Origin of the sequence: Kluyvera sp. 142486 (genome assembly GCF_046569695.1) — a bacterium.
Taxonomy (GTDB): Bacteria; Pseudomonadota; Gammaproteobacteria; order Enterobacterales; family Enterobacteriaceae; genus Kluyvera.
On sequence record NZ_JBKHUI010000007.1, the window covers coordinates 126,672 to 153,311 of the forward strand.

Genomic DNA, 26,640 nt, shown 5'->3' on the forward strand with positions numbered 1-26,640 from the left:
CAGATGAAATGCATGGTTTTTGGCTATTTTGTAAACTGATGTTGACTATACTTACACCAGTAAGGTAAAAATCAGCGTTTCATTCAGTGAATGGATAAGGCACAATGCCCGGCTACCGCGTCACCGTTATGGTGACGCTGGTGCTTCTGGTCAACAAAAGCGGTGCAATATGCAAGTTTTTATTATGCGTCACGGCGACGCTGCCCTCGATGCAGCCAGTGATTCGGTTCGTCCTCTCACTGGTTGTGGTTGTGATGAATCTCGTCAGATGGCAACCTGGTTGAAAGACCAAAATGTGAATATCGATCGTGTTCTGGTGAGCCCGTTCCTGCGTGCGGAGCAGACGCTCAAAGTGGTTGGGGAGTGCGTTAATCTGCCAAAAGAGGTGGATGTTCTGCCTGAACTCACGCCATGCGGCGATATCGGCCTGGTCAGCGCCTACCTGCAGGCGTTAGCCAATGAAGGGACTTCATCGGTGCTGGTGATTTCTCACCTGCCGCTGGTTGGCTATCTGGTTGCTGAACTCTGCCCAGGCGAAGTTCCGCCGATGTTTACCACCTCCGCCATTGCCAGCGTTACCCTTGACGCTAACGGACAAGGTGTCCTGAACTGGCAAATGAGCCCGTGCAATCTGAAAATGGCGAAAGCGATTTAATCGTTTTTAACCCAGCTTGATGGCCGAGTAATGTCGATTTTCCCTGTAGCCCGGACGAGGCGTTTACGCCGACTCCGGGATTCTGTCAGGGGAGTTCTGGCGGCAGCCACTCTTCAACTTCAATCAGCACCAACAGCGCGGCGTCTCCGCCGTACTCTTTCGACGCCTGATGAAACGCCATCACGTGCGGATGCTGAGCCAGCCACAGCGGCGTTTGCTGTTTCAGAATATGTTTGCCGTGGCCGTGCATCACGCAGGCACAGAACACATGTTCCCGGCGACAGGCGGCAATCAGTGCGCCCAGTTCCTGCTTGGCCTGCATTTGTGTTAACCCGTGCAGGTCGAGAAACAACTCCGGTGAATAGTCACCGCGGCGCAGCTTTTTCAACTCAAAGTGGCTGACATCTTCGCGCACGTATTTGACCGGCCCGTTAGTATTGAGCAGCGGCTGGAATTCGTCGGAAAAGTAGTGGCTGTTATCGGCCTGCTCCTGTAAAAGGCGCTTTGGCGGCACCTCACTTATCTTTTTGCGTATTGGGCGATGAACGATGGTGTCCTGCTTAATTTTGCGGGTGCCCGTCATTAGCTGCTGGAAGAGCGCCTGATCCTCCTCGCTCAGTGAATTTTTGTTCTTCATTATTGATTCTTCTCAATTCGTCTTTTCCCATAGTTTACCTTTTCACGCTGCTCCCTGCAGCGAAAACGCTTTTTTCCCCACACCCTACGCAAGAATGCTGATTTATCGCCGCCTTCATGGCAAACTAGCCGCCGAATTTACCCCGACGCATGCCCCTGGAGGACAATGTGGATAAGATTTTTGTTGATGAAGCAGTCAATGAGCTGCATACCATTCAGGACATGCTCCGCTGGGCGGTAAGCCGCTTTAGCGCGGCCGAGATCTGGTACGGTCACGGCACCGATAACCCATGGGATGAAGCAGTGCAGCTGGTGCTGCCTACGCTCTACCTGCCGCTGGATATTCCAGAAGATATGCGCAGCGCGCGTCTGACTACCACGGAAAAACAGCTGATCGTTGAACGCGTGATCCGTCGCGTGAACGAGCGAATCCCGGTGGCCTATCTGACCAACAAAGCTTGGTTCTGCGGTCATGAATTCTACGTTGACGATCGCGTGCTGGTGCCGCGCTCCCCAATTGGTGAGCTGATTAACAACCGCTTTGCTGGCCTCATTAACCATCGCCCTGAGCATATTCTTGATATGTGCACCGGTAGCGGCTGTATCGCGATTGCCTGCGCCTACGCCTTCCCGGAAGCGGAAGTAGACGCGATTGATGTCTCCCCGGATGCGCTGGCCGTCACCGAATTTAACATTGAAGAACACGGCATGATTCACAACGTCACGCCGATCCGCTCGGACCTATTCCGCGATGCGCCGCAGCTGCAATATGATCTGATCGTCACCAACCCACCGTACGTGGATGAAGAAGATATGTCTGACCTGCCGTCAGAATATCGCCACGAACCGGAACTGGGCCTGGCTTCCGGTGCTGATGGTCTGCACCTGACCCGTCGTATTCTCGGCTGCGCGCCGGATTACCTCACCGACGACGGTATTCTGATTTGTGAAGTGGGTAACAGCATGGTACATCTGATGGACCAATACCCGGATGTTCCGTTCACCTGGCTTGAGTTTGATAACGGCGGTGACGGCGTCTTTATGCTGACCAAAGCACAGCTGATCGCCGCTCAGGATCACTTCGCACAGTACAAAGACTGATTAATCCAGCACGCAACAACAGAACAACGATAATGGAGTCGTGATGGCAGGAAATACAATTGGACAACTCTTTCGCGTAACGACCTTTGGCGAGTCGCACGGCATCGCGCTGGGCTGCATTGTTGACGGTGTGCCTCCGGGGATCCCGTTAACCGAAGCCGATCTGCAGCACGATCTTGACCGTCGTCGCCCGGGCACGTCGCGTTACACCACCCAGCGCCGCGAACCGGATCAGGTGAAAATCCTCTCCGGCGTGTTCGAAGGCGTGACCACCGGTACGAGCATCGGTCTGCTGATTGAAAACACCGATCAGCGCTCGCAGGACTACGGCGCCATTAAAGACGTCTTCCGTCCGGGGCACGCAGACTATACCTACGAACAGAAATATGGCCTGCGTGATTATCGCGGCGGCGGTCGTTCTTCTGCTCGTGAAACGGCGATGCGCGTAGCGGCAGGGGCGATTGCCAAGAAATTCCTCGCGGCGAAATTCGGTATCGTTATTCGCGGTTGTCTGACCCAGATGGGCGACATTCCGCTGGCGATTAAAGATTGGGATCAGGTAGAACAGAACCCATTCTTCTGCCCGGATCCGGACAAGATTGAAGCGCTGGACGAACTGATGCGCGGCCTTAAAAAAGAGGGCGACTCCATTGGTGCGAAGGTGACCGTGGTTGCTGATGGTGTACCGGCTGGCTTAGGTGAGCCGGTATTCGATCGTCTGGATGCCGACATCGCCCACGCGCTGATGAGCATTAACGCGGTGAAAGGCGTGGAGATTGGCGATGGTTTTGAGGTGGTGAAACTGCGCGGTAGCGAAAACCGCGACGAAATCACTAAAGCCGGTTTCCAGAGCAACCATGCGGGCGGCATTCTGGGTGGTATCAGCAGCGGTCAGCAGATCGTGGCGAATATTGCGCTGAAGCCGACTTCCAGCATTACTGTACCTGGCAAAACGCTGAACCGCTTTGGCGAAGAAGTGGAGATGATCACCAAAGGTCGTCACGACCCTTGCGTGGGTATCCGCGCGGTGCCAATTGCTGAAGCGATGTTGGCGATTGTGCTGATGGATCACTTTATGCGCCAACGCGCGCAGAACGCCGATGTGACGACGTCTATACCACGCTGGTAAACATGAAAAAAACCGTTATTGCGCTGCTGGCTCTGGTGGCCAGCTGTACGGCGTTGGCGGCAACGCCGTGGCAGAAAATCACCCAACCTGTCAGCGGCAGCGCGCAGTCTATTGGCGCATTTGCCAACGGCTGCATCGTTGGCGCGCAGCCGTTACCGCTGCAATCAGACACCTATCAGGTGATGCGTACCGACCAACGCCGCTATTTTGGTCACCCGGATCTGGTGCAGTTTATCCAGCGTCTGGGCAACCAGGTACAGCAGCATGGTATGGGCACAATGCTGATTGGTGATATGGGGATGCCTGCAGGCGGGCGCTTTAACGGCGGACACGCAAGCCACCAAAGCGGGCTGGATGTCGATATTTTCCTGCAGCTACCGAAGGCGCGCTGGAGTTCAGCTCAGTTGCTGAAACCCCAGGCGCTGGATTTAGTCAGCGCGGGTGGTAAGCACGTGGTCCCGACGCTGTGGAAACCGGAAATCGGCCAACTGATTAAGCTTGCTGCCGAAGACCGTGAAGTGACGCGCATTTTTGTTAACCCAGCTATTAAACAGCAGCTTTGCCTCGATGCGGGTAACGACCGTGACTGGCTGCGTAAAGTTCGCCCGTGGTTCCAGCATCGTGCGCATATGCACGTCCGCCTGAAGTGCCCGGCGAACAGCCTTGAGTGTGAAGAGCAGGCACCACCTCCAGCTGGAGACGGCTGCGGCGCTGAACTGCAAAGCTGGTTTGAACCGCCAAAACCTGGCGCCACTAAGCCTGTGAAGAAGACGCCTCCTCCGTTGCCGCCTTCCTGCCAGGCGCTACTGGACGAACACGTACTCTAATGGACAGCTTCTCCGCACTCTTTATGGTTGAGCCACTCATGCTGGTGGCCCTTTTCTTTACTGCGATTCTGGCGGGTTTTATTGATTCACTGGCGGGCGGCGGCGGCTTACTGACCGTACCGGCACTGATGGCCGCAGGCATGCCGCCAGCGCAGGCGTTGGCAACTAACAAGCTGCAGGCCTGTGGCGGCTCGCTATCTGCCTCACTCTATTTTGTTCGCCGCAAAGTGGTGAATCTTGCGGATCAAAAGCTCAATATCCTGATGACCTTTATTGGCTCGATGACCGGTGCGCTGCTGGTGCAATACGTGCAGTCGGAAATCTTGCGCCAAATACTGCCGCTGCTGGTGATCGGTATCGGTCTTTATTTCCTGCTGATGCCGAAGCTCGGCGAAGCTGACCGCCAACAGCGCCTCTATGGGCTACCGTTCGCGCTAGTGGCCGGCGGCTGCGTCGGTTTCTACGACGGTTTTTTTGGCCCCGGCGCAGGCTCTTTTTACGCGCTGGCATTCGTGACGCTGATGGGTTTCAACCTCGCTAAATCTACCGCGCACGCCAAAGTTCTTAACGCTACCTCTAACGTGGGCGGGCTGCTGCTATTCATTATTGGCGGCAAGGTGATCTGGGCTACCGGCTTTGTGATGATGGTCGGGCAATTTTTTGGCGCCCGTATGGGGTCCCGCCTGGTGCTAAGTAAAGGGCAGACGCTGATTCGCCCGATGATCGTGGTGGTTTCCGCAGTGATGAGCGCGAAGCTGCTGTATGACAGCCATGGACAGCAGATTATGCATTGGTTAGGGATGAATTAATGACGAACACACACGATTACCAGCAGCTAGTGACGATTTTCGATGGCTGCTTTGCCGATGAATTTAATACTCGTCTGATTAAAGGCGACGACGAACCTATTTATCTTCCGGCGGACGCCGAGGTGCCCTATAACCGTATCGTCTTTGCGCACGGTTTTTTCGCCAGCGCACTACACGAGATTTCACACTGGTGTATTGCCGGTAAAGCAAGACGTGAACAGGTTGATTTTGGCTACTGGTACTGTCCGGACGGGCGCGATGCCAAAACCCAGGGGCAGTTTGAAGACGTTGAGGTGAAGCCGCAGGCGTTTGACTGGTTGTTCTGCGTGGCGGCGGGTTTCCCGTTCAACGTTAGCTGCGACAACCTGGACGGTGACTTTGAACCGGACCGTATCGTCTTCCAGCGGCGCGTACACGCGCAGGTGATGACCTATCTAGCGCAAGGCATTCCGCCGCGCCCGGCGACGTTCATCAAAGCACTACAGGATTATTACCATACGCCGGCCCTAACGGCGGAACAATTCCCATGGCCGGAAGATCTCTAAAGCCATGTTACCGAAAGAGGAAAGAAGATGATCGCGGAGTTTGAAGCACGCATTCTGGCGTTAATTGATGACATGGTGGAACACGCCAGTGATGATGAGCTGTTCGCCAGCGGTTATCTGCGCGGCCATTTAACGCTCGCGGTAGCGGAGTTAGAAGAGGGCGACGACCATTCCGCGGAGGCCGTCTATCGTACCGTAGCAGAGAGTCTGGAAAAGGCTATTGGGGCGGGCGAACTCACGCCGCGTGACCAGGCGCTAGTTAAGTCGATGTGGGACTCACTGTTCCAGAAAGGTACGCGGTAACGTCTTTGGGATAACCGTCCAGGTTCTAGATGACATACTGTAAAGCCCTGCAAGTAACGAATACTTGCGGGGCTTTTTTTTGCTCAGAGGTATGCCTCTATATTTGAGACAATAAAAAAGCTGATGTTATATTTTTGATATTAATATAAGGTGATTAGCACCATCAGTCCAAAAAATAGCGGTATAAAAAATAACCGACCTTCTTATCATTTTTTGGAAGAATAAAAAATACACGTTTATTATCAATAGCTTAGTTATGTATCGTATTTGTAAGTCTGAAAAATAATTAAATAGTTAGATAATTAAATAATTAATTCATTGATTTAATATAAATAATATCCTAAAAAAAAACGATAATTAAATCTTTCACCTGGAATCAGAATATAATATTAACCGTTCAAGACGAGCCTTATATGTTTGTCAGGAACTATAGGAATAATAAATATTAATTTGGATGTTCAATGAAGGAATAAATGAAATGAATGATTTAATGATTAAAACATACGTTCTGGGAAGCGTTGGCCTGCAGAAAATGCGTGATTTTTGCAAAGACCAAAATGGTGTTACTGCGGTTGAATATGCTATCGTGCTGGCGGGCGTAGCTGCAGTGGTAGCTGTTGTATTTGGTAACGATGGCCAGGTTGATAAGATGATCACTGGCCTGTTCAACAAAGCTTCAGCAGTAGTGAACAGCAAACTTATCAAGTAAAAAATCTAAATCGTGCAAGTAAAAATACAGGCGGCATTATATGTCGTCTGTATTTTTACAGTGAAGTCACCATTCACGATGGTGATGTTTTTTTTATAAAAATTAAAAACTTTTAATAGGACTGCATTGTTGTTCAGTTCATGCGGTAGCTATGCATATATAGCATAATGATTTATTGCCTGAATATTAAAATCCGGGTTATCAATTTATCTGTATTGTTTATCACGCACTGGAATCCATATGCGGCAATGATGCATGGTGCTGAATGTATTGCGTGCTAAATGAATTATTACAAATATTAATTCTGAGGATATCAATGAGCAAAAAATATAAACTAATAATTAATATTGCCATGGTAATCATCGGCATTATTGGGATGGTGATTTATTATACTGCAAACAACAACCAGGCAGTGCAACCCCAGGGTGAAACATTGCAGGTTAAGGCGGTTGAGACACCGAAGGAAAGCATAACGGTTGCCATCGCCAGAAAAGAACTAAAAAAAGGGATTCGTTTAACTTCGGAAGATTTCAAGTTAGAAACCATCCAGGTAGAGAAGGATAGCGGAGAAGCAAAACAGTTCTCGGTTGGTGATATTGATAACTGGATGGTTAAGAGCGATGTCGCTATGGGCGGAAAAATACCTGCTACGGTATTAGTCGAACCAGGAAGCGATGAATATATTCAGATGTCGGCAAAATCAGGAAGTATCGTTTATGGGTTTTCCATACAGAAATCAGACAGCTATCTTTTTACCAATCTTCGTGCTGGAGAAGGAATAGATATCTATCTGGCTTATATGCTAAGAGAAAATAGAGAAAATGATGAACTGAAGGAATTGATACCAACTGCTGATATGACCGACAGTATAAATAATAGACATTTCAAATTAATAATGAAGAACAAGAAGATTTTATCGATCAGGTCGCAAAGCTTAAAGATGAAGAAGATCGTAGATCAAAGCAGTCCTATGGATAATGAGGGCTATATATTGGTTGAGTTGTCACCTGCTGAAGTGATGACGCTAAAAGGCTTGGAGAATAAGTCTATCTATCTGTTCCCGACGAACAGGAACGATGACGATATGAGTCTTGAACATTCAGTACTGGTTGGTAGTGAAGGGCAGTGGCCGATAGATAATCGCAATATCCTGTTTACCAATACATCATCCCCAGCACCTATAGTCGTGGAGCAGGTTGTACCCGAAAATCTTGATATAATAAAGGAATATCGAGGTAGCAGTAGCACTAACACTACAATCGAAAACCAACAAAAATGAGGCAATTTAATCCATAGGTGACTATCAGTCCCTTATTGGGGAACGGATTTATACCATATCGAAATGGACTTGAAACCCATACAATAACGAGAGGATGTAGTATGTTTAAAATACTTAAAGTATTTATACTTTTGCTGTTATTACCCTTCACGATTCAGGCATCATTTGCCGAAGATATGGTATTGAAAGAAGGCCAGTCAAAAGATATATCATCGGGGCAAAAAATAGATACTGTTTTCATATCCAACCCGAATGTTGCTGACTATAAAGTTATCGATAGCAAGAAAGTTGTGCTGTATGCAAAAAAAACAGGCACTACCGACCTCACAATTTATGGAGCTAAAGGTAAAGTTTTAAGAACAATTGCCATCTCTGTGGACTCTGTTGGGGGAACGCTGACTGCAAGGATAAATAAACAGTATCCAGGAACAAATATAAAAATTGAAAGGTATATGAGCGGTACCAAACTAACATATATAATAAAAGGCGATGTTGAGACTGAAGAAATCAGAGATGAAATATATTACACGGTCGGTAGCTTGGTTGGTGATGATAAAAAAGAAAGAGAGATCAATTGGAGTTCACAGGACGGAGGCGGTAATAATATTGATCATCTGACGAAACAACAGTGGGGGAACGTTATTGACCGTATGACTGTGCTTTCAACGCCACAGCAGGTTAACGTAAAACTGACGGTCGTTGAAGTCACAAAGACGTTCACCGATGCGCTGGGTATTGAGTGGAGTAGCTTAACGCTAGATAGTATTATTAATGGCGGCAGCAGTAAGAATAATGCGGGTGTGTTTAGCTTGATTGGCTTCAAAGGCGGCTTTGATGCGGGAAATATTAGTACAATAATCAACGCTGTCAAAAATGATAGTATCGCCAGAGTGTTAGCACAGCCAAATCTAACGGTACTCTCTGGGGAATTTGCAAGTTTCCTTGTCGGCGGCGAAATCCCAATTGTAATCGATAGCGGTGGAGATAGTTCAACCTCGGTACAATATAAAGAATATGGGATCAGACTTAATATTGGTGCGAAAGTTAATCGTAGCGATAAGATCCGTTTATTCATCGCTAATGAACTTAGTAACGTGACGGGGAGTTATACCTATAATTCGTACGCAATTCCAACGATGAATACGCGAAGGACGCAGTCAACGATAGAACTTGCCGATGGTGATAGTTTTGTAATTGGTGGGTTGCTAAGCGAGTCAGACCGGGAGTCCTTATCCAAGGTACCGTATGCTGGTGATATACCTATACTTGGTGCATTTGCCCGTAGCAGCCAAACGGAACGGGAAAAAAACGAATTAGTTGTATTTGCTACTGTTAAATTAGTCAAACCTGTGTCTGCCACCGAAAGTTATAAATTGCCTGTACCCAAATTCCATAGAACCTCTGTAGATAAATTATTCTTCAATGTAGGCGTCGCAGACGATCATATTAATAGACTTGAAGATAACGACGCGCGTGGGTTTATCTCACGTGGTGGTTTTATCCGCTAGATAGGGAACAACTATGTTAGATTTAACTAAAATTAATAAAAAAAATTTCGAAAGTAAAGTCGATACATCTTCATCAGGTTCTATCGCTATTATTACCGCAAGAGAAAATATAGCATCAGGTCTAGCAACACAGATAAGAATGAATGCTGGTATAGAGGTAACACGTATTGACGCATGTTTTTACGACATGACTGATGGAAAAATGATACCATCAAGTAGCTATGTTATTATAGATCTTGAAAGTTTTAACGATATCGCAATTATTGAACAAAAAATGAAGTTTATACTTCCAATAACAACTAAAAAAATATTTGTTGGTGATACTGATTCAATTCGCTTTTGTGATGAAATGAGCAGAATAGGAGCAGTCTATTTACATCTTGAATCGCAAATGCTGATGATCGGAAATGCACTAAAAAAAGTGAATGAGGTATCAGACACGTCAAGCTATACGCAGAAAATTAGCGTCATTGGCTGCAAGGGGGGAAGTGGCACTTCATTAATAGCTTGGAAGTTATTTAACGCTTTCAGTGAGCTTAGTAATTTTCCCATACTTTTGATTCAGGGCCATACAGGTACTCCTGACCTAGATCTCATTGCTGATACATCGTTAGCACGTGATGGAGTCATCACCCATCTTAATGATCATCAGGGTATTAAAATAGCTACAGAAGAGGAGTTATGGCAGTTCGATGCTCCTGAGTATCGGAATTATAATATTGTCATTTTTGATCATAATGTTACAACACAGGTTAGGGATAAGTTGACATTAATAGTTCCTGGATCAGATTTTATGTTTATTGTTGTTACCAGAGAACTGGCTTCGGTGCGCAACGCGCGCTTGATCATTGACGAATTTGAGCGCATCTCTCCCTCACCGGAGAGTGCAAAAGAGTTATCAAAGAATATTCTCATATTGAATGAGAATCATCTTGCCAGACCTGATGAATTATCTAATGAGGATATTGAAAACTATTTGGGTAAAAAAATTGATATTATCCATTCTTATGTCAAGGATATGAAGCAAAAAAATAAAAATACCTCAATTAATGATTTTGCAATGAAAATGCTCGGTATAAAAGGTAAAGCTGAATCTAACGATAAAAAGAAAAGTTTACTATTTTTTTCGGTATTTAAAAAGAAATAATTTTTTGAATTGAAATTTAGAAATGATGTATCTATAACTCATGGATGATGTCCTATGAATAAATCGAGTTCATTTGTATACTTTCGACAGGAAGTTCTTAAGAGTATTGATCTTGAGCAGATTGACAGTATAAAAGACAATAGATCAGAACTTCTTAATGAAGTGAATTCTGTTATTCGCTCGGTAGTCAATGACAACCGTACGGAAAATTATCTCTCTGCCCCAGAGCGACAAGAGTTATGTGAGCTTGTCGTTGATGAAATCACGGGATATGGACCTTTACGAGAACTGATGGAAGATGAATCGGTCAGTGATATTCTCGTTAATGGTCCCAACCGTATTTTTGTTGAAAGGAAAGGGCGTCTGGAGTTATCTGAGAAGCAATTCATCAATAATGAACAATTAACAGATATAGCCCGAAGACTTGTGGGTAAGGTTGGCCGGCGCATCGATGATTCACAGCCATTGGTTGATGCACGTATGCCTGATGGGAGTCGTTTGAACGTCGTTATTTCACCGATATCCATTGATGGAACATCAATGTCGATACGTAAATTCGGCAAAGGAAATATAACTCTGGGTGAGTTAATTAAATTCGGCAGCATGAATGAAATAATGGCTAATTTTTTGGTTATTGCTAGTCGCTGCCGGGTTAATATTATTGTGTCGGGAGGGACGGGTTCAGGTAAGACAACGTTATTGAATGCGATGTCGCAGTATATTGAAGAAAGTGAACGGGTTTTAACCCTCGAAGATGCCGCGGAACTAAGACTGCAACAGACGCACGTACTGAGGCTGGAAACAAGGCTCGCAGGGTCAGAAAACCAGGGGCAGATTAATATGAGGAATCTGGTAATTAACTCCCTACGTATGCGCCCTGACCGCATCATCATCGGTGAGTGTCGCGGTGCTGAAGCGTTTGAAATGCTGCAAGCGATGAATACCGGGCACGATGGTTCAATGTCAACGCTGCATGCGAACAACCCCAGGGATGCGTTAGCTCGATTAGAAAGTATGGTGATGATGGCTAATGCCGCACTACCACTAATTGCGATTCGTCGTAATATTTCAACGGCAGTGAATATTGTTGTACAGGCCTCACGTTTACCCGATGGTTCAAGAAAAGTCACGAATATCTCTGAAATCATGGGGATGGAAGGTGAAAATATCATTTTGCAGGATATTTTTAATTTTACTGCTAACCCTGAAAGAGATAGCAACGGGATGATTACTGGTACATTTGCGTGTAATGGTCTTCTCCAGCGTTCTGCTGTTTATCGGCAGGCATTAGTGCATGGCTATCTTGAACCTTTACGGCAACTATTCGGGAGTAAAGTGTCATGATTATAGTGATTATTTCAATTATTTTTTTATTATTAGGTGTTGGGCAAATTTATTTTTCGGTTAAAAATACAAAAAAAATACAAAGTAAAATATTATCAACAAACATCATTGCCAGGCATGAGCATACGCAGAAAAAATTAATCATCACTAATTTAATTAACAGTATCAAAGCGATTAAAGAAAAGGTTCATAGGAACCTCATCGGAAAAAATAGTGAATTGCTTATTAAAAACATGGTTATAACCATTGTTGGTATGGCAGGGGCATTATATATTAATATAGAGTTCTTACAGTTTGATAATCTCACTATCGCTATAGTTGTTATGGTTATCATACCTTATATTCTCTATATACAGCAGATAAAAAAAAGTAGAACCGAATTTGAGCGTGATTTTTCTGAAGCTTTAAATATCATTAATAGCTCCGTCAGAGTGGGTAGACCGGTATTACAAGGCTTTGATGAATGTGCCAAAATGATCAATAGTGATTTTGGCCAGGAGTTCAAAAGGATATTAATGAGACTTGATATCGGTGATGAACCCGAACGTGTTTTCATGGATTCCTATTATCGCTATCCCTACAGTGAGTATTTTTCATTTGTAATAACAGTCTTAATAAATTTAAAAGGCGGAGGGCAAGTTAGCGAAGTAATGACGAGATTGACAATGCTGATCTCAGCAAGTAAAGCTTTAGACAGAAAAAAAATTGCCATGACGGCTGAGGCCAGAATGTCAGTAAAAGTGCTTGTGATTATACCTGTGTTCTTTTTCTTCTTTATCAAATTTGTTTCACCTGATAATTTTGAGGTATTAATAGGGACCGATTCTGGACGACTTATACTCTATTATGCAATAGGTAGCATATTAACAGGGATATGGTTAGTCTGGATGATGATGAATAAGGTTGGATAAAATGATATATGCATTTTTCTGCATTTTGTTTGCAATTGGTATGCGAAGTATATTATTGCTTATTTATCGACAGCGTAGAATGAAGAAAGTTGAGAAATTAATCAATTTCTCATCCAAGAGTGAAGGTTCGAAAAATGTGCTTACCTACGGAAGCAGCTTAATAGAATCTCAATTAGATAAAACATTTAAAAAGAATAGTAAGATTATCTCTGCGTCATCAGCATTAGATCAAAACGTGAAGATTAAAGCTGCTTTGTTTTTATTTATTGCTCTTCCCGTTACGGTGCTGGAATACTCCGGTTGGCTAGAGTTGGGTTCGCAGACTTTGATGATTGTGATCCTCGCTATTCTTTCTTTTATTATCATTGTTCCTGCTCGTATTCAGAAATCCGTGACGCAAAGAAGATTCAGTAGAATTTCTAATGATATACCTTACCTTATAGACCTTTTAGCTGTTTGTATACAATCAGGAATGACGGTTGAAGCGGCTTTAACTTATATTGCTTATAAAATTGACAGTATTAATAAAGATTTATCTGCATTACTCATTCGTACCGTGCTGAGATCTGAAGTTAGTGGTATCAACACTGCACTTGAGCAACTTTCTAGCGAAGTGAACAATGAAGAGGTACGAATGTTATGTTCAACTTTATTGCAAAGCACCAAGTTTGGTTCTTCAATATATAATATACTAATAGATTTGTCGAAAGATATCAGACAAATGCAGTTATTGAGTATGGAGGAAAAAGTCGCTGCGCTTTCAGCGAAAATGACATTCCCAATGATTGCTTTTATTCTCTTTCCCCTAATAGCACTAGTTGCTGGTCCGGGCCTGATTAAGATGAGCTCAACATGGTAAAAAAATTATTACCTATAGTAATGCTTGCGGTACTTAGTGGATGTTCAGGTGGGTTATCAAATGCATCAGAAGATGATCAAAAGGAATATATATTAACACAGCTAAATGACTATCAGGGTTTGATAGAAATATATAGAAAGAAACTTAGTCTTCAAGATAATGTAGACGATCGCTATCATCTATCCATGCTCTATAACAAAATTGGAGATTATAATTCATCCAATATATACCTTAAACCATTAGTAGAAAGTAATGGGGACACCAAATATTCTTTGCTCCAGGCTAAGAATCTCATTGAACTTGGAAATGAGAGTGACGCTAGGGATATTTTAGACAATCTTATATCAAAAGATGAAGCAAATGGTGAGCTATGGAACCTACAGGGTATTATGCTAGCTCAGCAAGGACGTTATTCCGATGCAATGCGATCTTTTGAGAAGGCCAGAGGCCTATTTTATAATGAAGAGATAGTCATCAACAATATCGCGATGATGGAGATCTTACAGCAAGATTATGTAAACGCTCGTGACAACTTACTATCGTTGTATGTTAGAAAAAAATACCGCTCACAGACAGTGTATAATCTTGTATATTCCCTTGTTAAGATCGGGGATTATGGTAGTGCGCGAAAAATACTTGTTAGTGAAAAGATGATCTTGTCTGATGCCGATGAACTCATCAGTTCATTAGCAAAATTATCACCTCGAGAGCAAGTTCAACTAAATGTTCAGAATAATTCAAAGTGGGTTAAAAAAGATAGCCAGATAGATGAAAAATCTGGATCACATAATGAAAGCTCATTGCCAGTCAGTGTAAATAAATCATTATCTGAACAGCATGCAGCTAATATAGCACCAGCACCAGCACCAGCACCAGCAGTTGCATCTAAGCAATGTGATTTGGCTGAGAATCAAAATGATAAGGTTTTACCATTTAAGGGAAAAATTGCAAACGCAAAATCAATAGCAATATTGACTTCAGCAAGCATTACTAATGGCGACCGATTAGCGCTATATTCTTCATATCCTATTAATTTCATGCTGCTGCCAAAACTATATGACAATCAGATCGAATTAGAATTGTTTAGTGTACAACCACTAAATTCGATATTTGATTCTCAGTTAGCCATAATGAATAAACGCCCTGATGTCAAAAAAATAGAGTTTATTAATAAAGGTGATGGGAATACTATCTTAAGAATCATTACTGCTCGTTGCATCAAATCGGAATCCATTAAAAGAACGACGACTACTGGTAAGAATAAAGAAAAAATATTGATAGATTTTACTTATGAATGATTAAAATTACTCGCTAGTCACTTTAATTTGATGCATGGCTATTTTCAATACTACCTATATCTATCGTGATTAAACGTATTAAAATAAAATTGCATTTTGAGGTTGTTAATGGAAATAAATATTGAGGATTTATTGCTGGAGTTAAAAGAGGTCAATGGCGTAGAGCAGGTTGCACTGATTAATATTATAAAAAAAGAGGTTGAGTATGAATTTAATCTTGATGATAACAGTGGACCATTAGTTCAGGCAATGAGCGACATTGTTAGAGCTAATATAAAGTATGCTCGGTTATCATCATCAAAAAATTATTTTGAAGATATAATGATTACGTATAGTGATTGTATTCATTTATTAATTTCCTTTTCCTATATCAGTAATCGATTTATTTATATCGGCATCGATAAACGTTCAAATATTGCTTTGACACGGCTAAAACTAAATGAATGCTTGTCCATTCGCTTTAGTGCCCCTATGTTATAAATATAGAGTATATATTCTAAGAACGTCTTATTGATACCAATTAACTTATTTTGGAGAATTATGATGGGCCTACATGGGTTACCGTTTGATATATATGCATCAAAGTCAGACGAAGATGAATCTTCGATTAATAAAGTGAGCACCAATGAACCAATTACTGCCACTAAAGATACAGAGATTCGTGAGGTTTCTGAAACATTGATCGATGCATTAAATCTAGAATTAAAAGAGTTTTGTAAAAATAACACGATCCTTAAGAATATTATAGTATCGACAGAAGATGGTTTCGAAGTCGCATCGGTGCTAACGGGTGGTAATGAACTCCATGTGAGAAAAGTATCCGCTTTAGCAAGTTCATTACTTGGAATTAGCTCGGCAATGCTAAAAGAGGTTGGTTCTGGGGAACAAAATACTGTATTCATGGAAAGTGATGATAATATGATTCTTTTTAATCGAATTATAATTGCTCAACATATATTGTGCTTAATGGCTATAACCGAAAAAGATGAGCCCATTGGGCAGATATTTTGGCGGATGAAAAACTTATCTGAAAATATCATTGAAGTATGTAAGAGAATCAATTGATAATTATTGGGTTATTATGATGAGAAAATCGTTTATTTTAAGCTGTGTAGTGAATATTTGTTCTGCCGATCATGTAAGTGGCTATATATCTATTAACCCTGTTATTGATAGCAGAGATAAATTAACGGAACAAAGATTGAGTTTTCTGTATAATTTGATTCATAACGTCAGCGTAGATGTGACTAATACTTATCCTGATATTAATAAAAATGAACTTGAGTATATTTTTAATAAAGCAATTCAGTTAACTTGTTCAGACATATCATGTGGTGCTATTGCGGTTGAACCTGTACTCTATGATCGTGACCAAAAAATCTACGATACGATAAAGTTTTATTCTATGATGGTTAATAATATTCGAAACTCTTTATCTATAGACATAGTCTGTGATGAGATACCATCTCCTGTAAGTATAGATAAATGTTTACCATCATCTGATATAAGTCGAACAATAGTTATTCCGGTATATCAAAAAATGAAAAGAGCAAAAAAAAAGAAAGGGAAAAGATAGATATTGATAAATTCATGTGTTTCCGCATATCCGATTATGCGGAAATAAATAGTTGAGTACAAATATGTATGAGATAGCCTATCATCTATTGCAGTTAACAATTTTTATTCTTCTGTTATATTCTTGTATTACCGATATTTTATATCGGCAAATAACAAACCGTTGTGTGTCAGTCATCTTTATATTTTCTATGATTTTATCTATGCTTACTGGTCACGTTAATATATTGATCCCGTTTATAGTTTTAATCGTTGGGTTTCTCCTGACAATAACGGGAATGATCGGTGCTGGAGATGTAAAGTTAATTGTAGCATTGGTATTTAGTGTCCCACAGCAATTACTATCAGATTTATTTTTTTTCATCTGTTGTATAGGTGCACCTGTCTCGATAATTGCACTCGTGTTTTTCAATTTGTTTTTAAAGAGAAAATATAAAACTGTACCGTTTGGTATTGCCATATCGATTGGATACATCATCACTATATGGCATGGGGGAGTCATATGAGTCAACATGGAAAATTATTTTCAAGAAATGATGGCGCTGTAGCCATCGAATTCGCATTTGTAGTAATTCCTTTCGTTATATCTATATTGTTCATTATGGAATTATGCAGAGTTGTTTATGTAATGTCATCAGTTGACCTTATTCTTTCTGAGGCAGGAAATGCATCAGTAACATTGTCCAGTACATCAAAAGCCGATGAGTATTTTGATGATTTGATTAACAAAATGGCCCAAAATTGGCCTTTTTTGCTGTACAGCAAGGATATTAAAGTACAAACCAGTATCCAGTATTGTAATTCAATTACAGAACTGGTAAGTAGCAAGTGTTCATCATCCTATTCATCTGATGCGCTTTTAAGCGTTTATCAAATAACGGTTCCATACAAACCTGTATTTTTTGCATTCCCAAATTCGCTTCTACAAAATGATATGGTTCGTAGAGTCGTTTTGGTGCAAGAGCACAATTTATCGCGGTAGTGATGATATGGAGAAGCGGTTAGCATGAAAAAAAAATTTATATCCTCTGGAGAGGGGGCCTCAGCTATTGAGTTTGCTACATATATTTTTATCTTCACAATTATGTGTGGATTTATCATGGATATGAGTTTTTCCATTGTGAAAAAAAATAATTTAATGCGACTGAATAACTCATTATTCTCTATTCTGCGTGAGCGTAAGGCTTTTTTTGGCGGAGCCACTAATCTTTCTCAAAACGATCTTACCACGTTGAAGAGTGTTGCCGATCGACTTTTAATGAATAGTGATGGTTCCATTGAAGCATATCAACTGAATATTCGACAGATCACTTTTAATGCTAATTCTACGCAAACTTCTAAAAAAACTACCGCAAGTAGCTTTAAAACGAATGATATAAAGGGTTGTTCAATCAATAATAATTTATTGCCTGTCTCCACCCTAAGTGAATTATCAGTATGGGGATTACCTCCAACAACATATTCTACGGCGAAACTGTCCTGGACCCCGGTATATGAAGTTACGCTATGTATTCCTGGCGCTACCAGTTATTTTCACCGTGCAATGGGTCTTTTAAGCGCTAACTTAGAAAGTCTTTATATTAGAGATGCAGGATTACCTCGCTTGTAATATTATCTAAGGCTATATGCTGGTAATTATCATGAAAAAAATCACTTCACTATGCAAAGCATTCTTAATAAAGAGTAATGGCACGATTGTTGTTGCAACCGCGATAATGTTTCCTTCATTGCTTGGGCTTTTTTCTATTGCAATTGATGGTTCTCGCTTTAACTCTGATCGTGCGAGGTTAAATGATGCCATCAACAATAGTGTCTATGCTCTGGCTGTAGTTAATAATGGTAATGAAACACCAGAAGATAAAACTGCAAATATTCAACTTGCCAATAAATATATTTCATATTATTTCCCGACAGAAACAATAAATGCTGATGATATTACTATCAATGCGACCAAGGTGTATGATGAGGACAATCTTCCTATAGCAATTGATTATCATGTAACTGCAAATAAAATCAGCCACCCAATATTCGAATTTTCTCGCGCAGAAAATAAGAAGATGGGGTTTAATAAAAATGTTACCATCGGTGGGAATGGTATTTCCGGTGCTGCCAGGCGTACAACAGTTGTGCCTGAATCGGCGGCCACAGATTACATTTTTGTTGTTGATTTTTCGACATCAATGCAATGGTCCTCGGCGCAGGCTGGATTTACGAGAGAAAAATTACTTAAGAACGTGGTTAGACGCTTAGGTGAACAAGTTTTTGAATTAGATAATGGCAGTACTATTGGTATTGTCCCCTTCTCTGTTGGTGTTCCTACCCGTCTTGATAAAACAAACTATGCCAGCGCTACGAGTAAAGAAATTGGTTGTACCTATGCCGGTAAAATGAAAGATGGTTATGATAATCTCGACTGGTCATTCTGGTACAATAAACATTCGGGGGCAAATACTGGACTAAACATAAAGTTAGATGATTTTATTACCATAAATGATAATGACCTTAGACATTATTATGTTAATATAATTGCTAAAGCTAACGGGTATACAGGTCGGGCTGCTAATGATTGGTTGGTTGACAAAGGATATTGTTATGCCGATCAGAAAGGCATATTAATATGTGATGCTGACCCAAAATCATCTATTCATAATGAAAAAAATCGTGGGGAACTTGAAAAAAATTTCAAAAATTATCTGAATGTGAGTTACCACGAATTTTATCAATCTGGCATAATGAATGAAAAAACAATGGATATTGAGGGGACTCTTTCCGGTGACTATTTATTTAATGAAAATAATACTAAATGGTTGATTAATTTCCAGAATAGATTTGAGTATATTCCTTTTCGTTGGAGTTGTGCTTCTGCATATAAGGAGGCTTATGCTCATCAAGATAGCATGTATCAGAAAATTAAAGAGGTAGTAAAACCATCCTATTATTTACTTCCTCTTACTGAGGATGCAAAAATATTTGATGAATTTGATTCTATGTTCCCAGAAGGCTGGACAGAAAGTTTGTCAGGGTTATTAAGAGCAGTTCCTGTGTTAGCTCAGGGAAAAAACCCCAGGAAATACATGTTTGTTATCAGTGATGGTGAAGATAATCATGACGCTTTCCGCAGGACTCTAATGAAGAAACACAACCTTTGTGGTGTGATTAAAGATGGATTAAAGGAATATCCTGCAGATAGAAAAGCAACGGAGTCTGATATTTTTTATGTCTCCATGCTTAACAATGGCACCGTGAAACAATGGGCTGATGAATGTGTAGGATCCACTAATTCTTTTGTAGCGACTAACCTTGATGAATTACTTGATACACTTAGCCGCTTAATGTTCAGAAATACCATTGAATACATTAACCCTGCAGAAATTGCTGATGATAATACTCCAGAAGATACTTCAGAAGAAAATTATTCTGACAAGGACTAAATAGAGGTGTGGATATGGACCTTCCACCAGTTATCAATCAGTGCGGGCCCGATGTCGCTACTGAAGTCATTCATCGTATCGTCAGCGTAGAATCCTCCTTTAATCCTTACGCTATTGGCGTTGTAGGAGGGCGTCTTCAACGGCAGCCGAAAACGAAAGATGAAGCGGTCGTGACGGCTAAGTTCCTGGCTAATAATGGCTGGAACTTCTCGATGGGTCTTGCGCAAGTCAACCGATACAATTTGGATAAATATGGTTTGAGTTATGATTCGGTTTTTGAACCATGCGCGAATCTTCGCGCCGCTGCCTCTATCTACCAGGAGTGTTTTGCAAGGGCGTTGAAGACCTCAGAGTATAATGATGCCAGGTTGAAAGCATTTTCCTGTTACTATAGTGGAAACTTTCATCGAGGCTTTATTGCTGACGCCGGAGGGAAAAGTAGTTATGTTCAACGGATTTCTAATGTAGATATTGGTCAGACGGTTACCATGCCCATAATGCCAATACCTGTCATATCAAATACAAAGAAACCAGGTGCACAACGTGTGGACAGCCCAAAACAAAGACTCCCAGTAGCTAATACTAAATCTGGAGGGCGCATTCAGAAAATAAATTCGTCCCCGCAGAATTATACAGGGATAAAACAACTAAGAGGTGAATGAATCATCATTTATTATTCTTAAAAGATATGAATTGTTTTTATAATTTTAATCTATGCTTCCACTTTTTTATATTGAATTCCATATCAATTTTAAATGTTAATTGTTTTTATTATGATATTGCGTTGATATATTTTTCGTGTCTTTGAAAGTGAATTTAATTATATCATTTGTTTTTTTTACTGGTCATTGGGTTTTTTTATGACTATAATTTCCTTCGTGTTATACCGAGAGCGGATAGACGAGAAGGTGCCTTTATGATATTCGGTGCTTTTATTTATGGATGAATTTAAAATTTTGTTTGTTGGGCCTACCGGTGCAGGAAAAACAACGGCTATTGCAGCTGTCAGTGAAATTACCGTTGTGAGTACTGAAGCTCTTCGTACTTCACTGGATACCGAGTCTGACAATAATCAACTTATACCTAAAAATATGGTCACGATTGGCATCGACTATGGCGAATTTAGTTTTGATGATGGTAAAAGAGTTCGTCTTTACGGTGTTCCAGGGCAGATTCGGTTTGAGTTCTTATGGGATCTTATCCATAAAGGTAGTCATGGAATAATAATTCTTTTTGATATATCTAGTAATACGTATATGTCAGAGGTGGATTTTTTTATCAATAGATTTAAGGATGCGTTGCTGACAGAGAAATGCATCATAGGAATTAGTAAATACAGCGATTGTTATGAATCTCGTGTTGCTGAAGTCTTAGACTTTATGGGGGCTATGAATATTTCTGTTTCTGTTATTGCTGTAGATATCAGGGATAAGGAAGATGTACTGAAGTTGCTTACTATGCTTGTTAAGTAAATCTGTTGGGACTTTATTTTTTATAAGGGATTAATAAATGAGTAATATTACTGAATGTTTGAGCTCTCTGATGGAAGTTTCTGGTGCGATTGTGGCATCAGTTGTCGATTCTAACAGTGGTATGATGTTGGGTCAGGCGGGTGCAGGCATTGATTTAGAGTTAGCGTCTGCTGGTAACACCGAGGTGGTTCGTGCCAAACTGAGAACGATGGATACATTGAAACTCAATGATAAAATCGATGATATCCTAATCACATTAGGAAAACAGTATCATATTATTTGTCCTATTGACAAATCACCTGGCCTGTTTATTTATTATGTTCTCGATAAATCAAAAGCTAACTTAGCTCTTGCTCGCCATCATGTTCAGGAAGTTCAGAATCAGTTAGTTGTCTAAGACAGTTTCCCCTGTAGGTATCTTCCTGCAGGGGGTATTATTTTGTATCCCCGTTCTCTCTCTTCCCGCAGCATAGAATATCGTTTTTGACCATTTCACTCTTGTTAATCTCAGATATGTGCATATCCCTGTATGCCTATTTCTATTTATAAGGTTTTACGTTATGAACATGGGGTTTGACCTTTTCTCTCTTTTATCTTTCTTTTTTTATTTATCAGCAATATTCTTTTTTTGTAAGGGAACTGGCAGAGGAAGAGTAGGGTGTGTCATTTTTTTTCTGGTCACTGTATCTACAGTGATATTCAGTATGTTTACCGGTAGTTACTTTGTTGCGAACTGGTTCACCGGGATTGGATTTGATGATTCGATATTGTACCATTTTAAGTATGGTGTTGAGGGGGCTGGCTACGCTGATTTCTACTTCTTAATATTTTTATTTTTTGTTCTGCAATTTATTTTCGCGGTCGCAATTGTTTTCTACCTTAGAACTTTTCTGCATAAATATCGATGTTACAAAAATGCTGTTTCTCAGATAGCCAAAGGCACAATAATGATATTTTGTGCCTTCGTGGTTCATCCCGCATCATCTAACTTACTGTGGTATCTTTTTAATACTCAGTATTCTGATGATTTTATCGAGTATTTTATGCCTACTCAGGTTGATGAGATAGTTGAAAAACCAAAAAATATTATATATCTATATCTTGAAAGCCTGGAGTATGGCTATATGGACGAATCCACTTTTCCTGGCTTGACCCCCGAACTGCACAAGATAGAAAAAGAAAGCGTATCATTTACTAATATAGGACAAACGGTTGGCGCTAGCTGGACGATCGCTGGTATGGTCTCTAGCCAATGTGGACTACCGTTATTGACTACGTTTGCTAACGACCACTTTAGTATTAGTAATTTTATGCCAAACGCAGTTTGCTTAGGTGATGTTTTGAAATCTAAAGGGTATCACCTTGAATATTTTGGTGGTGCGGACAGTGCTTTTGCCGGAAAAGGTCTATTCTATAAAAATCATGGTTTTCCTATTGTGAAGGGTAAGAATGAATTTACTAGAGATATTGTCGATGATAAATTTATTAATAGCTGGGGAATATCTGATGATAAGTTATATGAGTTATTGTTGTCACAAGTTAAAAAACTAAATGACCAGAATAAGCCTTGGGGGATGTTCTCAATTAATATTGGTACTCATCAACCTGAAGGCTATCTTGCTCATTCATGCCAGGATGTGAAGTATGCAGATGGCAAAGATAAACTATTAAATGCGGTGCACTGTACTGATATGCTTATCGGTAAGTTGTACCGGTCATTGAAAAAGGCCGGCATATTGGATAATACGATGATCGTTTTGTCTTCAGATCATCTTGCTCCTGCTATGGTTCGCCCTTACCAGACGCTACAGAAAAAAGAACGGCATAACCTATTTATGATCGCTGGTGCTGGCATTAAGCCTTCAAAAAATGCACGACCTGGTACCACTCTTGATATTTCTCCAACATTATTACGTTTTTTAAACTATGGTTCTCATCCCATTGCTCTTGGCCGTGATTTAAATGGCACGATGCCGACATTGCCAGAACGTTTTCTGAGTGAGAAAGTGATTGATTTAAAAATGTTTGCCTGGCGAAAGATAATCGACTCAAAGTTTTGGGGATACCCTTCTTTAGAAAAGGTAGTTGCTGTCAACCAAACTGAACATCAGATTTCATTTGGTGGTCAATCTTATGCTTTCCCCTTACTGATCGGCTATGCTGAATCAGGAAAAGTTGAAAATATTTACTTTCGCTACGATGATCTAGTAGCCTATGGCGATAATAGTTTACTTCCCGCATTTTATTTATCTAATGATTTTGGTAACAGCCAACCATTTCTGTGGATTGATCGCTGTATAGAAATCTCGACGTTAGCCCCCTCGGTGAAAAAATATGGCAATGACTATTGCTACTATAATGGGTCTTTGGCTTCGACCTACTCCACCGGTGTGATTTCGCAAGATACTCACACGATAAATGTGAGCCGCAATGATGGGCTATCCTATTCCAGAACTCAGGTCGATACCCGACGCAAGGAACTTAATGAGAAGAATATTATTCATTGGGGTGTTTTAAAATGGGATACACCCGAAACATTAAACCTACCAGGAACGGGCGTTATTGCCGTTGGCGAGAAGTCCCTTTTGCAGTACACAAATATCATTGGCGATGATTTTCCCAACCCCGGTTTAAACCTTTCCCGTATATCCTATAAGGTCGATTTAAAAAACGGTGTTATTTTACATACTGAAAATCTATCGAAAACGTCTTCCCGGCCGCTTGCTACTAAAGACAAACCGCCTGCCACAACGACAGTTGGCAAACAAATCGCTAAGAGTGAATGGACACCCCTGTTCTATATATTGGCAGGCAATATCGATGAAGAGAGTCGCGATTATGCTGAGCATCTACCTGAACATTTATCCGCTTCGCTGGTCCAGCGTCTAAAACCAGGAGAGAGCTATATTGCGATCTGGGATAGAGACGCCAGCATGGTTTATGAAGACCATGGCCCGGCGGACCAGGCCATTGGCGTGAAGATTATCTTTAATAAAGGACAATAGTACAGAGAGGGCTGTGAACTAGCCCTCCCTTATCTCTACGCCTTTTTCTTTACTTCTTTGCCTTTCAGCAATTTGCGTACCCAAAGACGGTTTGGGTTCAGCGCTGACAACGTTTCCGCATCCATTGGGATCGGTTCTTCGCTCATTTGTGCGGCCAGAATTTCCGCACAAAGCGGGGCAGAGCATAGTCCGCGCGATCCGAGAGCGCTAATGAGGAATAAACCGCGATAGTAAGGGGCCGGGATTGCCGCTTCTTTATGGTTTGCAAGCTGTGCATAGGCGCTTAGTGTTGCGTTGTAGTCCGGTGCGTTGCCGATCATCGGCATATGATCGCGCGAAGCGCAGCGCACGCCACAGCGGGCATTCTTTGTGCTGACATCAATCGTCTTCGCCCACTCAGCATGTGGGAAGCAGTCAATCAGCCGTTGTCGATTTTGCTGTTGCTCGCTATCGCGATAGTCAATCTCATCACTGCCACGACGATAGCTGGCGCCGATACAGTGTTGCTGCGTTTGCGGAGCGTATGGGGTGAGATAGCCATCGTAGCATAATACCTGCTTAAGGGCTTTAAGCGACGGCGTGGTATCAATATGGCTGACTTGACCGCTGACTGAATAGACTGGTAACGCCTCAGTTTGGGCAAAGGTATTGATCCGGTGCCCGTTTGCTAAAACCACCGTTTGATGATGCGCTGTTTTGTTATGCGTAAAGGCTACCTGCCAACCGTCTTCCTGCTCTGTTAATGACGAGACGGTATGTTGGTAGACGGTATGCAATCCTTGCTGCTCGGCTAGCGTCAGAATTCCTGCGGTCAATTCGGCAGGGCATAACCAGCCGCCTTGCGGGTAGGTTATTCCACCACAGTCCGTTGCCACACCGGCTATCTGCTCAACCTCCTCAGCTTCCACCGCAGTTGCCAGCGCGGATGGAAGGTCTAATGACAACATTTGCGCTATCTTTTGCTGACTTTTCTCATCCCATGCCAACTGCGTGACGCCGCACCAGTTGTGCGAGAAAGGGATTGGCAGTGCATCATAGAGACGACGAGCAAAAGTAAAGGCCGCCGGGAAAAAGCGGTTGATGCTGCCATCCTGTTTACTCAACAACGGGTATAGCGCTCCCTGACGGTTGCCCGAGGCTCCCTGAGCGGGTTTATCATCCGCGCAGTAGAGCGTCACCTGCCAGCCGCGACGAAGCAGCGCGAGCGCAAGTAGTGCGCTGGCAATCCCGCCGCCAATGATGGCGACTTCTCGCTTTTCTGTCCCTTTGCGTGCAAACCATGGGTTTTTTGATGGTGGCACTAAATCCTGCTCCATCCCCCCGCAGAGCATGTCGCGCTTACGCCCAAAGCCTTTCGTCTTGCGCATGGCAAATCCGGCCTCCTGCAAGCCACGGCGGACAAACCCTGCTGAGGTGAAGGTGGCAAGCGTACCGCCCGGTCTGGCGGTTCGCGCCATCGCGGCAAACAGCGTTGGGGTCCACATATCCGGGTTTTTAGCGGGAGCGAAGCCATCAAGAAACCAGGCATCGACCTGCTGATTAAAACTGTCGTCGAGTTTGTCGGTGAGTTTGTTGATGTCGCCAAACCATAAATCCAGCGTGACGCGCCCCCCGTCGAGCAGCAGGCGATGACAGCCTGCCAGCGGCAGCGGCCACTGCGCCTGGAGCTGTTCAGCCCATGGCGTCAGCTCCGGCCAGCGCTGATGCGCCAGACGCAAATCATCGGCTTTGAGCGGGAATTTTTCAAAACTGACGAAATGTAATCTTTGTAGCGTAGCGTCAGGATGCTGGCGGCAAAAGGCATCGAACGCTTGCCACAGCGTCAGGAAATTGAGGCCGGTACCAAAACCACTTTCTGCCACTACAAACAGCGGGCGGGGATGGATTGGGAAGCGTTCCTCGAGTTGATTACCGCCGAGAAAGACGTAGCGCGTCTCTTCCAGACCGTTGTCATTGGAGAAGTAGACATCATCAAAATCTCGGGAAACAGGTGTACCCTCACTGTTAAATTCGAGGTTGGCAGATTGTATGGCGTTATGTTTCACGTAAGTTACTCGTACGGCAAGGAGTCTGAGGATCTTAACGATGCAGGCTCGA

At 42.3% G+C, this 26,640-nt stretch carries 28 protein-coding genes; 26 read left to right on the forward strand and 2 right to left on the reverse strand.

The genetic code is table 11. From position 1 onward, the window contains the following. The first annotated feature begins 169 nt into the window (after positions 1 to 169). Positions 170 to 655 carry a phosphohistidine phosphatase SixA gene (gene sixA, locus ACLGE8_RS10075; RefSeq protein WP_410998277.1) on the forward strand — a complete coding sequence of 162 codons (486 nt, stop codon included), beginning with the start codon at positions 170 to 172 and terminating at the stop codon, positions 653 to 655. Between the two features lie 85 nt (positions 656 to 740). Here sixA and smrB read toward each other — a convergent pair whose 3' ends face one another. Continuing rightward, positions 741 to 1,292 (reverse strand): endonuclease SmrB, encoded by a 552-nt coding sequence (gene smrB, locus ACLGE8_RS10080; protein WP_185669531.1) that lies wholly within the window; start codon positions 1,290 to 1,292, stop codon positions 741 to 743. A gap of 167 nt (positions 1,293 to 1,459) precedes the next feature. Between smrB and prmB the strand changes: the two genes are divergently transcribed. The 25 genes from prmB to ACLGE8_RS10205 all read left to right on the forward strand — a co-directional run bounded on the left by prmB (position 1,460) and on the right by ACLGE8_RS10205 (position 24,543). Next, positions 1,460 to 2,392: a 50S ribosomal protein L3 N(5)-glutamine methyltransferase gene (gene prmB / locus ACLGE8_RS10085; protein WP_333497859.1), complete on the forward strand. Its 933-nt coding sequence runs from the start codon at positions 1,460 to 1,462 to the stop codon at positions 2,390 to 2,392. A 43-nt stretch (positions 2,393 to 2,435) separates the two neighbouring features. Continuing rightward, the gene (gene aroC, locus ACLGE8_RS10090; RefSeq protein WP_315407211.1) at positions 2,436 to 3,521 is read left to right on the forward strand and encodes a chorismate synthase; all 1,086 of its coding nucleotides are present in this window, start codon (positions 2,436 to 2,438) and stop codon (positions 3,519 to 3,521) included. A gap of 2 nt (positions 3,522 to 3,523) precedes the next feature. Beyond that, the gene (mepA, locus tag ACLGE8_RS10095) at positions 3,524 to 4,348 is read left to right on the forward strand and encodes a penicillin-insensitive murein endopeptidase (protein WP_410998280.1); all 825 of its coding nucleotides are present in this window, start codon (positions 3,524 to 3,526) and stop codon (positions 4,346 to 4,348) included. Further along, the gene (locus tag ACLGE8_RS10100; RefSeq protein ID WP_410998282.1) at positions 4,348 to 5,157 is read left to right on the forward strand and encodes a sulfite exporter TauE/SafE family protein; all 810 of its coding nucleotides are present in this window, start codon (positions 4,348 to 4,350) and stop codon (positions 5,155 to 5,157) included. The genes mepA and ACLGE8_RS10100 overlap by 1 nt, the downstream gene beginning before the upstream one ends. Continuing rightward, the gene (locus tag ACLGE8_RS10105) at positions 5,157 to 5,702 is read left to right on the forward strand and encodes an elongation factor P hydroxylase (RefSeq protein ID WP_410998284.1); all 546 of its coding nucleotides are present in this window, start codon (positions 5,157 to 5,159) and stop codon (positions 5,700 to 5,702) included. Before ACLGE8_RS10100 ends, ACLGE8_RS10105 begins: the two co-directional genes overlap by 1 nt. A 27-nt stretch (positions 5,703 to 5,729) precedes the next feature. Beyond that, a complete protein-coding gene (locus ACLGE8_RS10110) occupies positions 5,730 to 6,005 on the forward strand; it encodes a YfcL family protein (protein ID WP_410998287.1) in 276 nt (91 codons plus the stop codon). Positions 6,006 to 6,483: 478 nt separating this feature from the next. Further along, positions 6,484 to 6,714 (forward strand): Flp family type IVb pilin, encoded by a 231-nt coding sequence (locus tag ACLGE8_RS10115; protein ID WP_410998288.1) that lies wholly within the window; start codon positions 6,484 to 6,486, stop codon positions 6,712 to 6,714. A 316-nt stretch (positions 6,715 to 7,030) separates the two neighbouring features. After that, complete coding sequence (locus ACLGE8_RS10120) at positions 7,031 to 7,993, forward strand: hypothetical protein (RefSeq protein ID WP_410998289.1); 963 nt, start codon at positions 7,031 to 7,033, stop codon at positions 7,991 to 7,993. A 101-nt stretch (positions 7,994 to 8,094) separates the two neighbouring features. Next, on the forward strand, positions 8,095 to 9,501 hold the full coding sequence (locus tag ACLGE8_RS10125; RefSeq protein ID WP_410998290.1) for a type II and III secretion system protein family protein: 1,407 nt from the start codon (positions 8,095 to 8,097) through the stop codon (positions 9,499 to 9,501). Between the two features lie 13 nt (positions 9,502 to 9,514). Beyond that, entirely contained in the window at positions 9,515 to 10,648 is a 1,134-nt protein-coding gene (locus ACLGE8_RS10130; protein ID WP_410998291.1) for a hypothetical protein, read from the forward strand. 54 nt (positions 10,649 to 10,702) lie between these two features. Continuing rightward, complete coding sequence (locus tag ACLGE8_RS10135; RefSeq protein ID WP_410998292.1) at positions 10,703 to 11,992, forward strand: CpaF family protein; 1,290 nt, start codon at positions 10,703 to 10,705, stop codon at positions 11,990 to 11,992. Continuing rightward, positions 11,989 to 12,903, forward strand: a complete 915-nt coding sequence (locus ACLGE8_RS10140) for a type II secretion system F family protein (RefSeq protein WP_410998293.1) — start codon at positions 11,989 to 11,991, stop codon at positions 12,901 to 12,903. The genes ACLGE8_RS10135 and ACLGE8_RS10140 overlap by 4 nt, the downstream gene beginning before the upstream one ends. Before the next feature lie 79 nt (positions 12,904 to 12,982). Then, positions 12,983 to 13,762, forward strand: a complete 780-nt coding sequence (locus ACLGE8_RS10145; protein ID WP_410998294.1) for a type II secretion system F family protein — start codon at positions 12,983 to 12,985, stop codon at positions 13,760 to 13,762. After that, positions 13,756 to 15,060, forward strand: coding sequence for a tetratricopeptide repeat protein (locus ACLGE8_RS10150; protein ID WP_410998295.1), 1,305 nt, complete (start codon positions 13,756 to 13,758; stop codon positions 15,058 to 15,060). The genes ACLGE8_RS10145 and ACLGE8_RS10150 overlap by 7 nt, the downstream gene beginning before the upstream one ends. A 108-nt stretch (positions 15,061 to 15,168) precedes the next feature. After that, complete coding sequence (locus ACLGE8_RS10155; RefSeq protein WP_410998297.1) at positions 15,169 to 15,540, forward strand: hypothetical protein; 372 nt, start codon at positions 15,169 to 15,171, stop codon at positions 15,538 to 15,540. A 60-nt stretch (positions 15,541 to 15,600) separates the two neighbouring features. Then, complete coding sequence (locus tag ACLGE8_RS10160) at positions 15,601 to 16,125, forward strand: roadblock/LC7 domain-containing protein (protein ID WP_410998299.1); 525 nt, start codon at positions 15,601 to 15,603, stop codon at positions 16,123 to 16,125. Between the two features lie 16 nt (positions 16,126 to 16,141). Next, positions 16,142 to 16,636: a hypothetical protein gene (locus ACLGE8_RS10165; RefSeq protein WP_410998301.1), complete on the forward strand. Its 495-nt coding sequence runs from the start codon at positions 16,142 to 16,144 to the stop codon at positions 16,634 to 16,636. 64 nt (positions 16,637 to 16,700) lie between these two features. Continuing rightward, positions 16,701 to 17,141: a prepilin peptidase gene (locus tag ACLGE8_RS10170; RefSeq protein ID WP_410998386.1), complete on the forward strand. Its 441-nt coding sequence runs from the start codon at positions 16,701 to 16,703 to the stop codon at positions 17,139 to 17,141. Then, positions 17,138 to 17,617: a TadE/TadG family type IV pilus assembly protein gene (locus ACLGE8_RS10175; RefSeq protein WP_410998303.1), complete on the forward strand. Its 480-nt coding sequence runs from the start codon at positions 17,138 to 17,140 to the stop codon at positions 17,615 to 17,617. Before ACLGE8_RS10170 ends, ACLGE8_RS10175 begins: the two co-directional genes overlap by 4 nt. A 24-nt stretch (positions 17,618 to 17,641) precedes the next feature. Further along, complete coding sequence (gene tadF, locus ACLGE8_RS10180) at positions 17,642 to 18,244, forward strand: tight adherence pilus pseudopilin TadF (protein WP_410998305.1); 603 nt, start codon at positions 17,642 to 17,644, stop codon at positions 18,242 to 18,244. Between the two features lie 31 nt (positions 18,245 to 18,275). Further along, the gene (locus tag ACLGE8_RS10185; protein ID WP_410998307.1) at positions 18,276 to 20,066 is read left to right on the forward strand and encodes a hypothetical protein; all 1,791 of its coding nucleotides are present in this window, start codon (positions 18,276 to 18,278) and stop codon (positions 20,064 to 20,066) included. A gap of 14 nt (positions 20,067 to 20,080) precedes the next feature. Then, on the forward strand, positions 20,081 to 20,728 hold the full coding sequence (locus ACLGE8_RS10190) for a lytic transglycosylase domain-containing protein (RefSeq protein WP_410998309.1): 648 nt from the start codon (positions 20,081 to 20,083) through the stop codon (positions 20,726 to 20,728). Positions 20,729 to 21,004: 276 nt separating this feature from the next. Continuing rightward, a complete protein-coding gene (locus ACLGE8_RS10195; RefSeq protein WP_410998311.1) occupies positions 21,005 to 21,538 on the forward strand; it encodes a GTP-binding protein in 534 nt (177 codons plus the stop codon). 37 nt (positions 21,539 to 21,575) lie between these two features. Continuing rightward, positions 21,576 to 21,935, forward strand: a complete 360-nt coding sequence (locus ACLGE8_RS10200) for a hypothetical protein (RefSeq protein ID WP_410998313.1) — start codon at positions 21,576 to 21,578, stop codon at positions 21,933 to 21,935. A 163-nt stretch (positions 21,936 to 22,098) separates the two neighbouring features. Then, entirely contained in the window at positions 22,099 to 24,543 is a 2,445-nt protein-coding gene (locus ACLGE8_RS10205; RefSeq protein WP_410998315.1) for a sulfatase-like hydrolase/transferase, read from the forward strand. Between the two features lie 35 nt (positions 24,544 to 24,578). Here the strand turns inward: ACLGE8_RS10205 and mnmC are convergent, their stop codons facing one another. Then, positions 24,579 to 26,588 carry a bifunctional tRNA (5-methylaminomethyl-2-thiouridine)(34)-methyltransferase MnmD/FAD-dependent 5-carboxymethylaminomethyl-2-thiouridine(34) oxidoreductase MnmC gene (gene mnmC / locus ACLGE8_RS10210; protein ID WP_410998317.1) on the reverse strand — a complete coding sequence of 670 codons (2,010 nt, stop codon included), beginning with the start codon at positions 26,586 to 26,588 and terminating at the stop codon, positions 24,579 to 24,581. Positions 26,589 to 26,640: the final 52 nt, after the last annotated feature.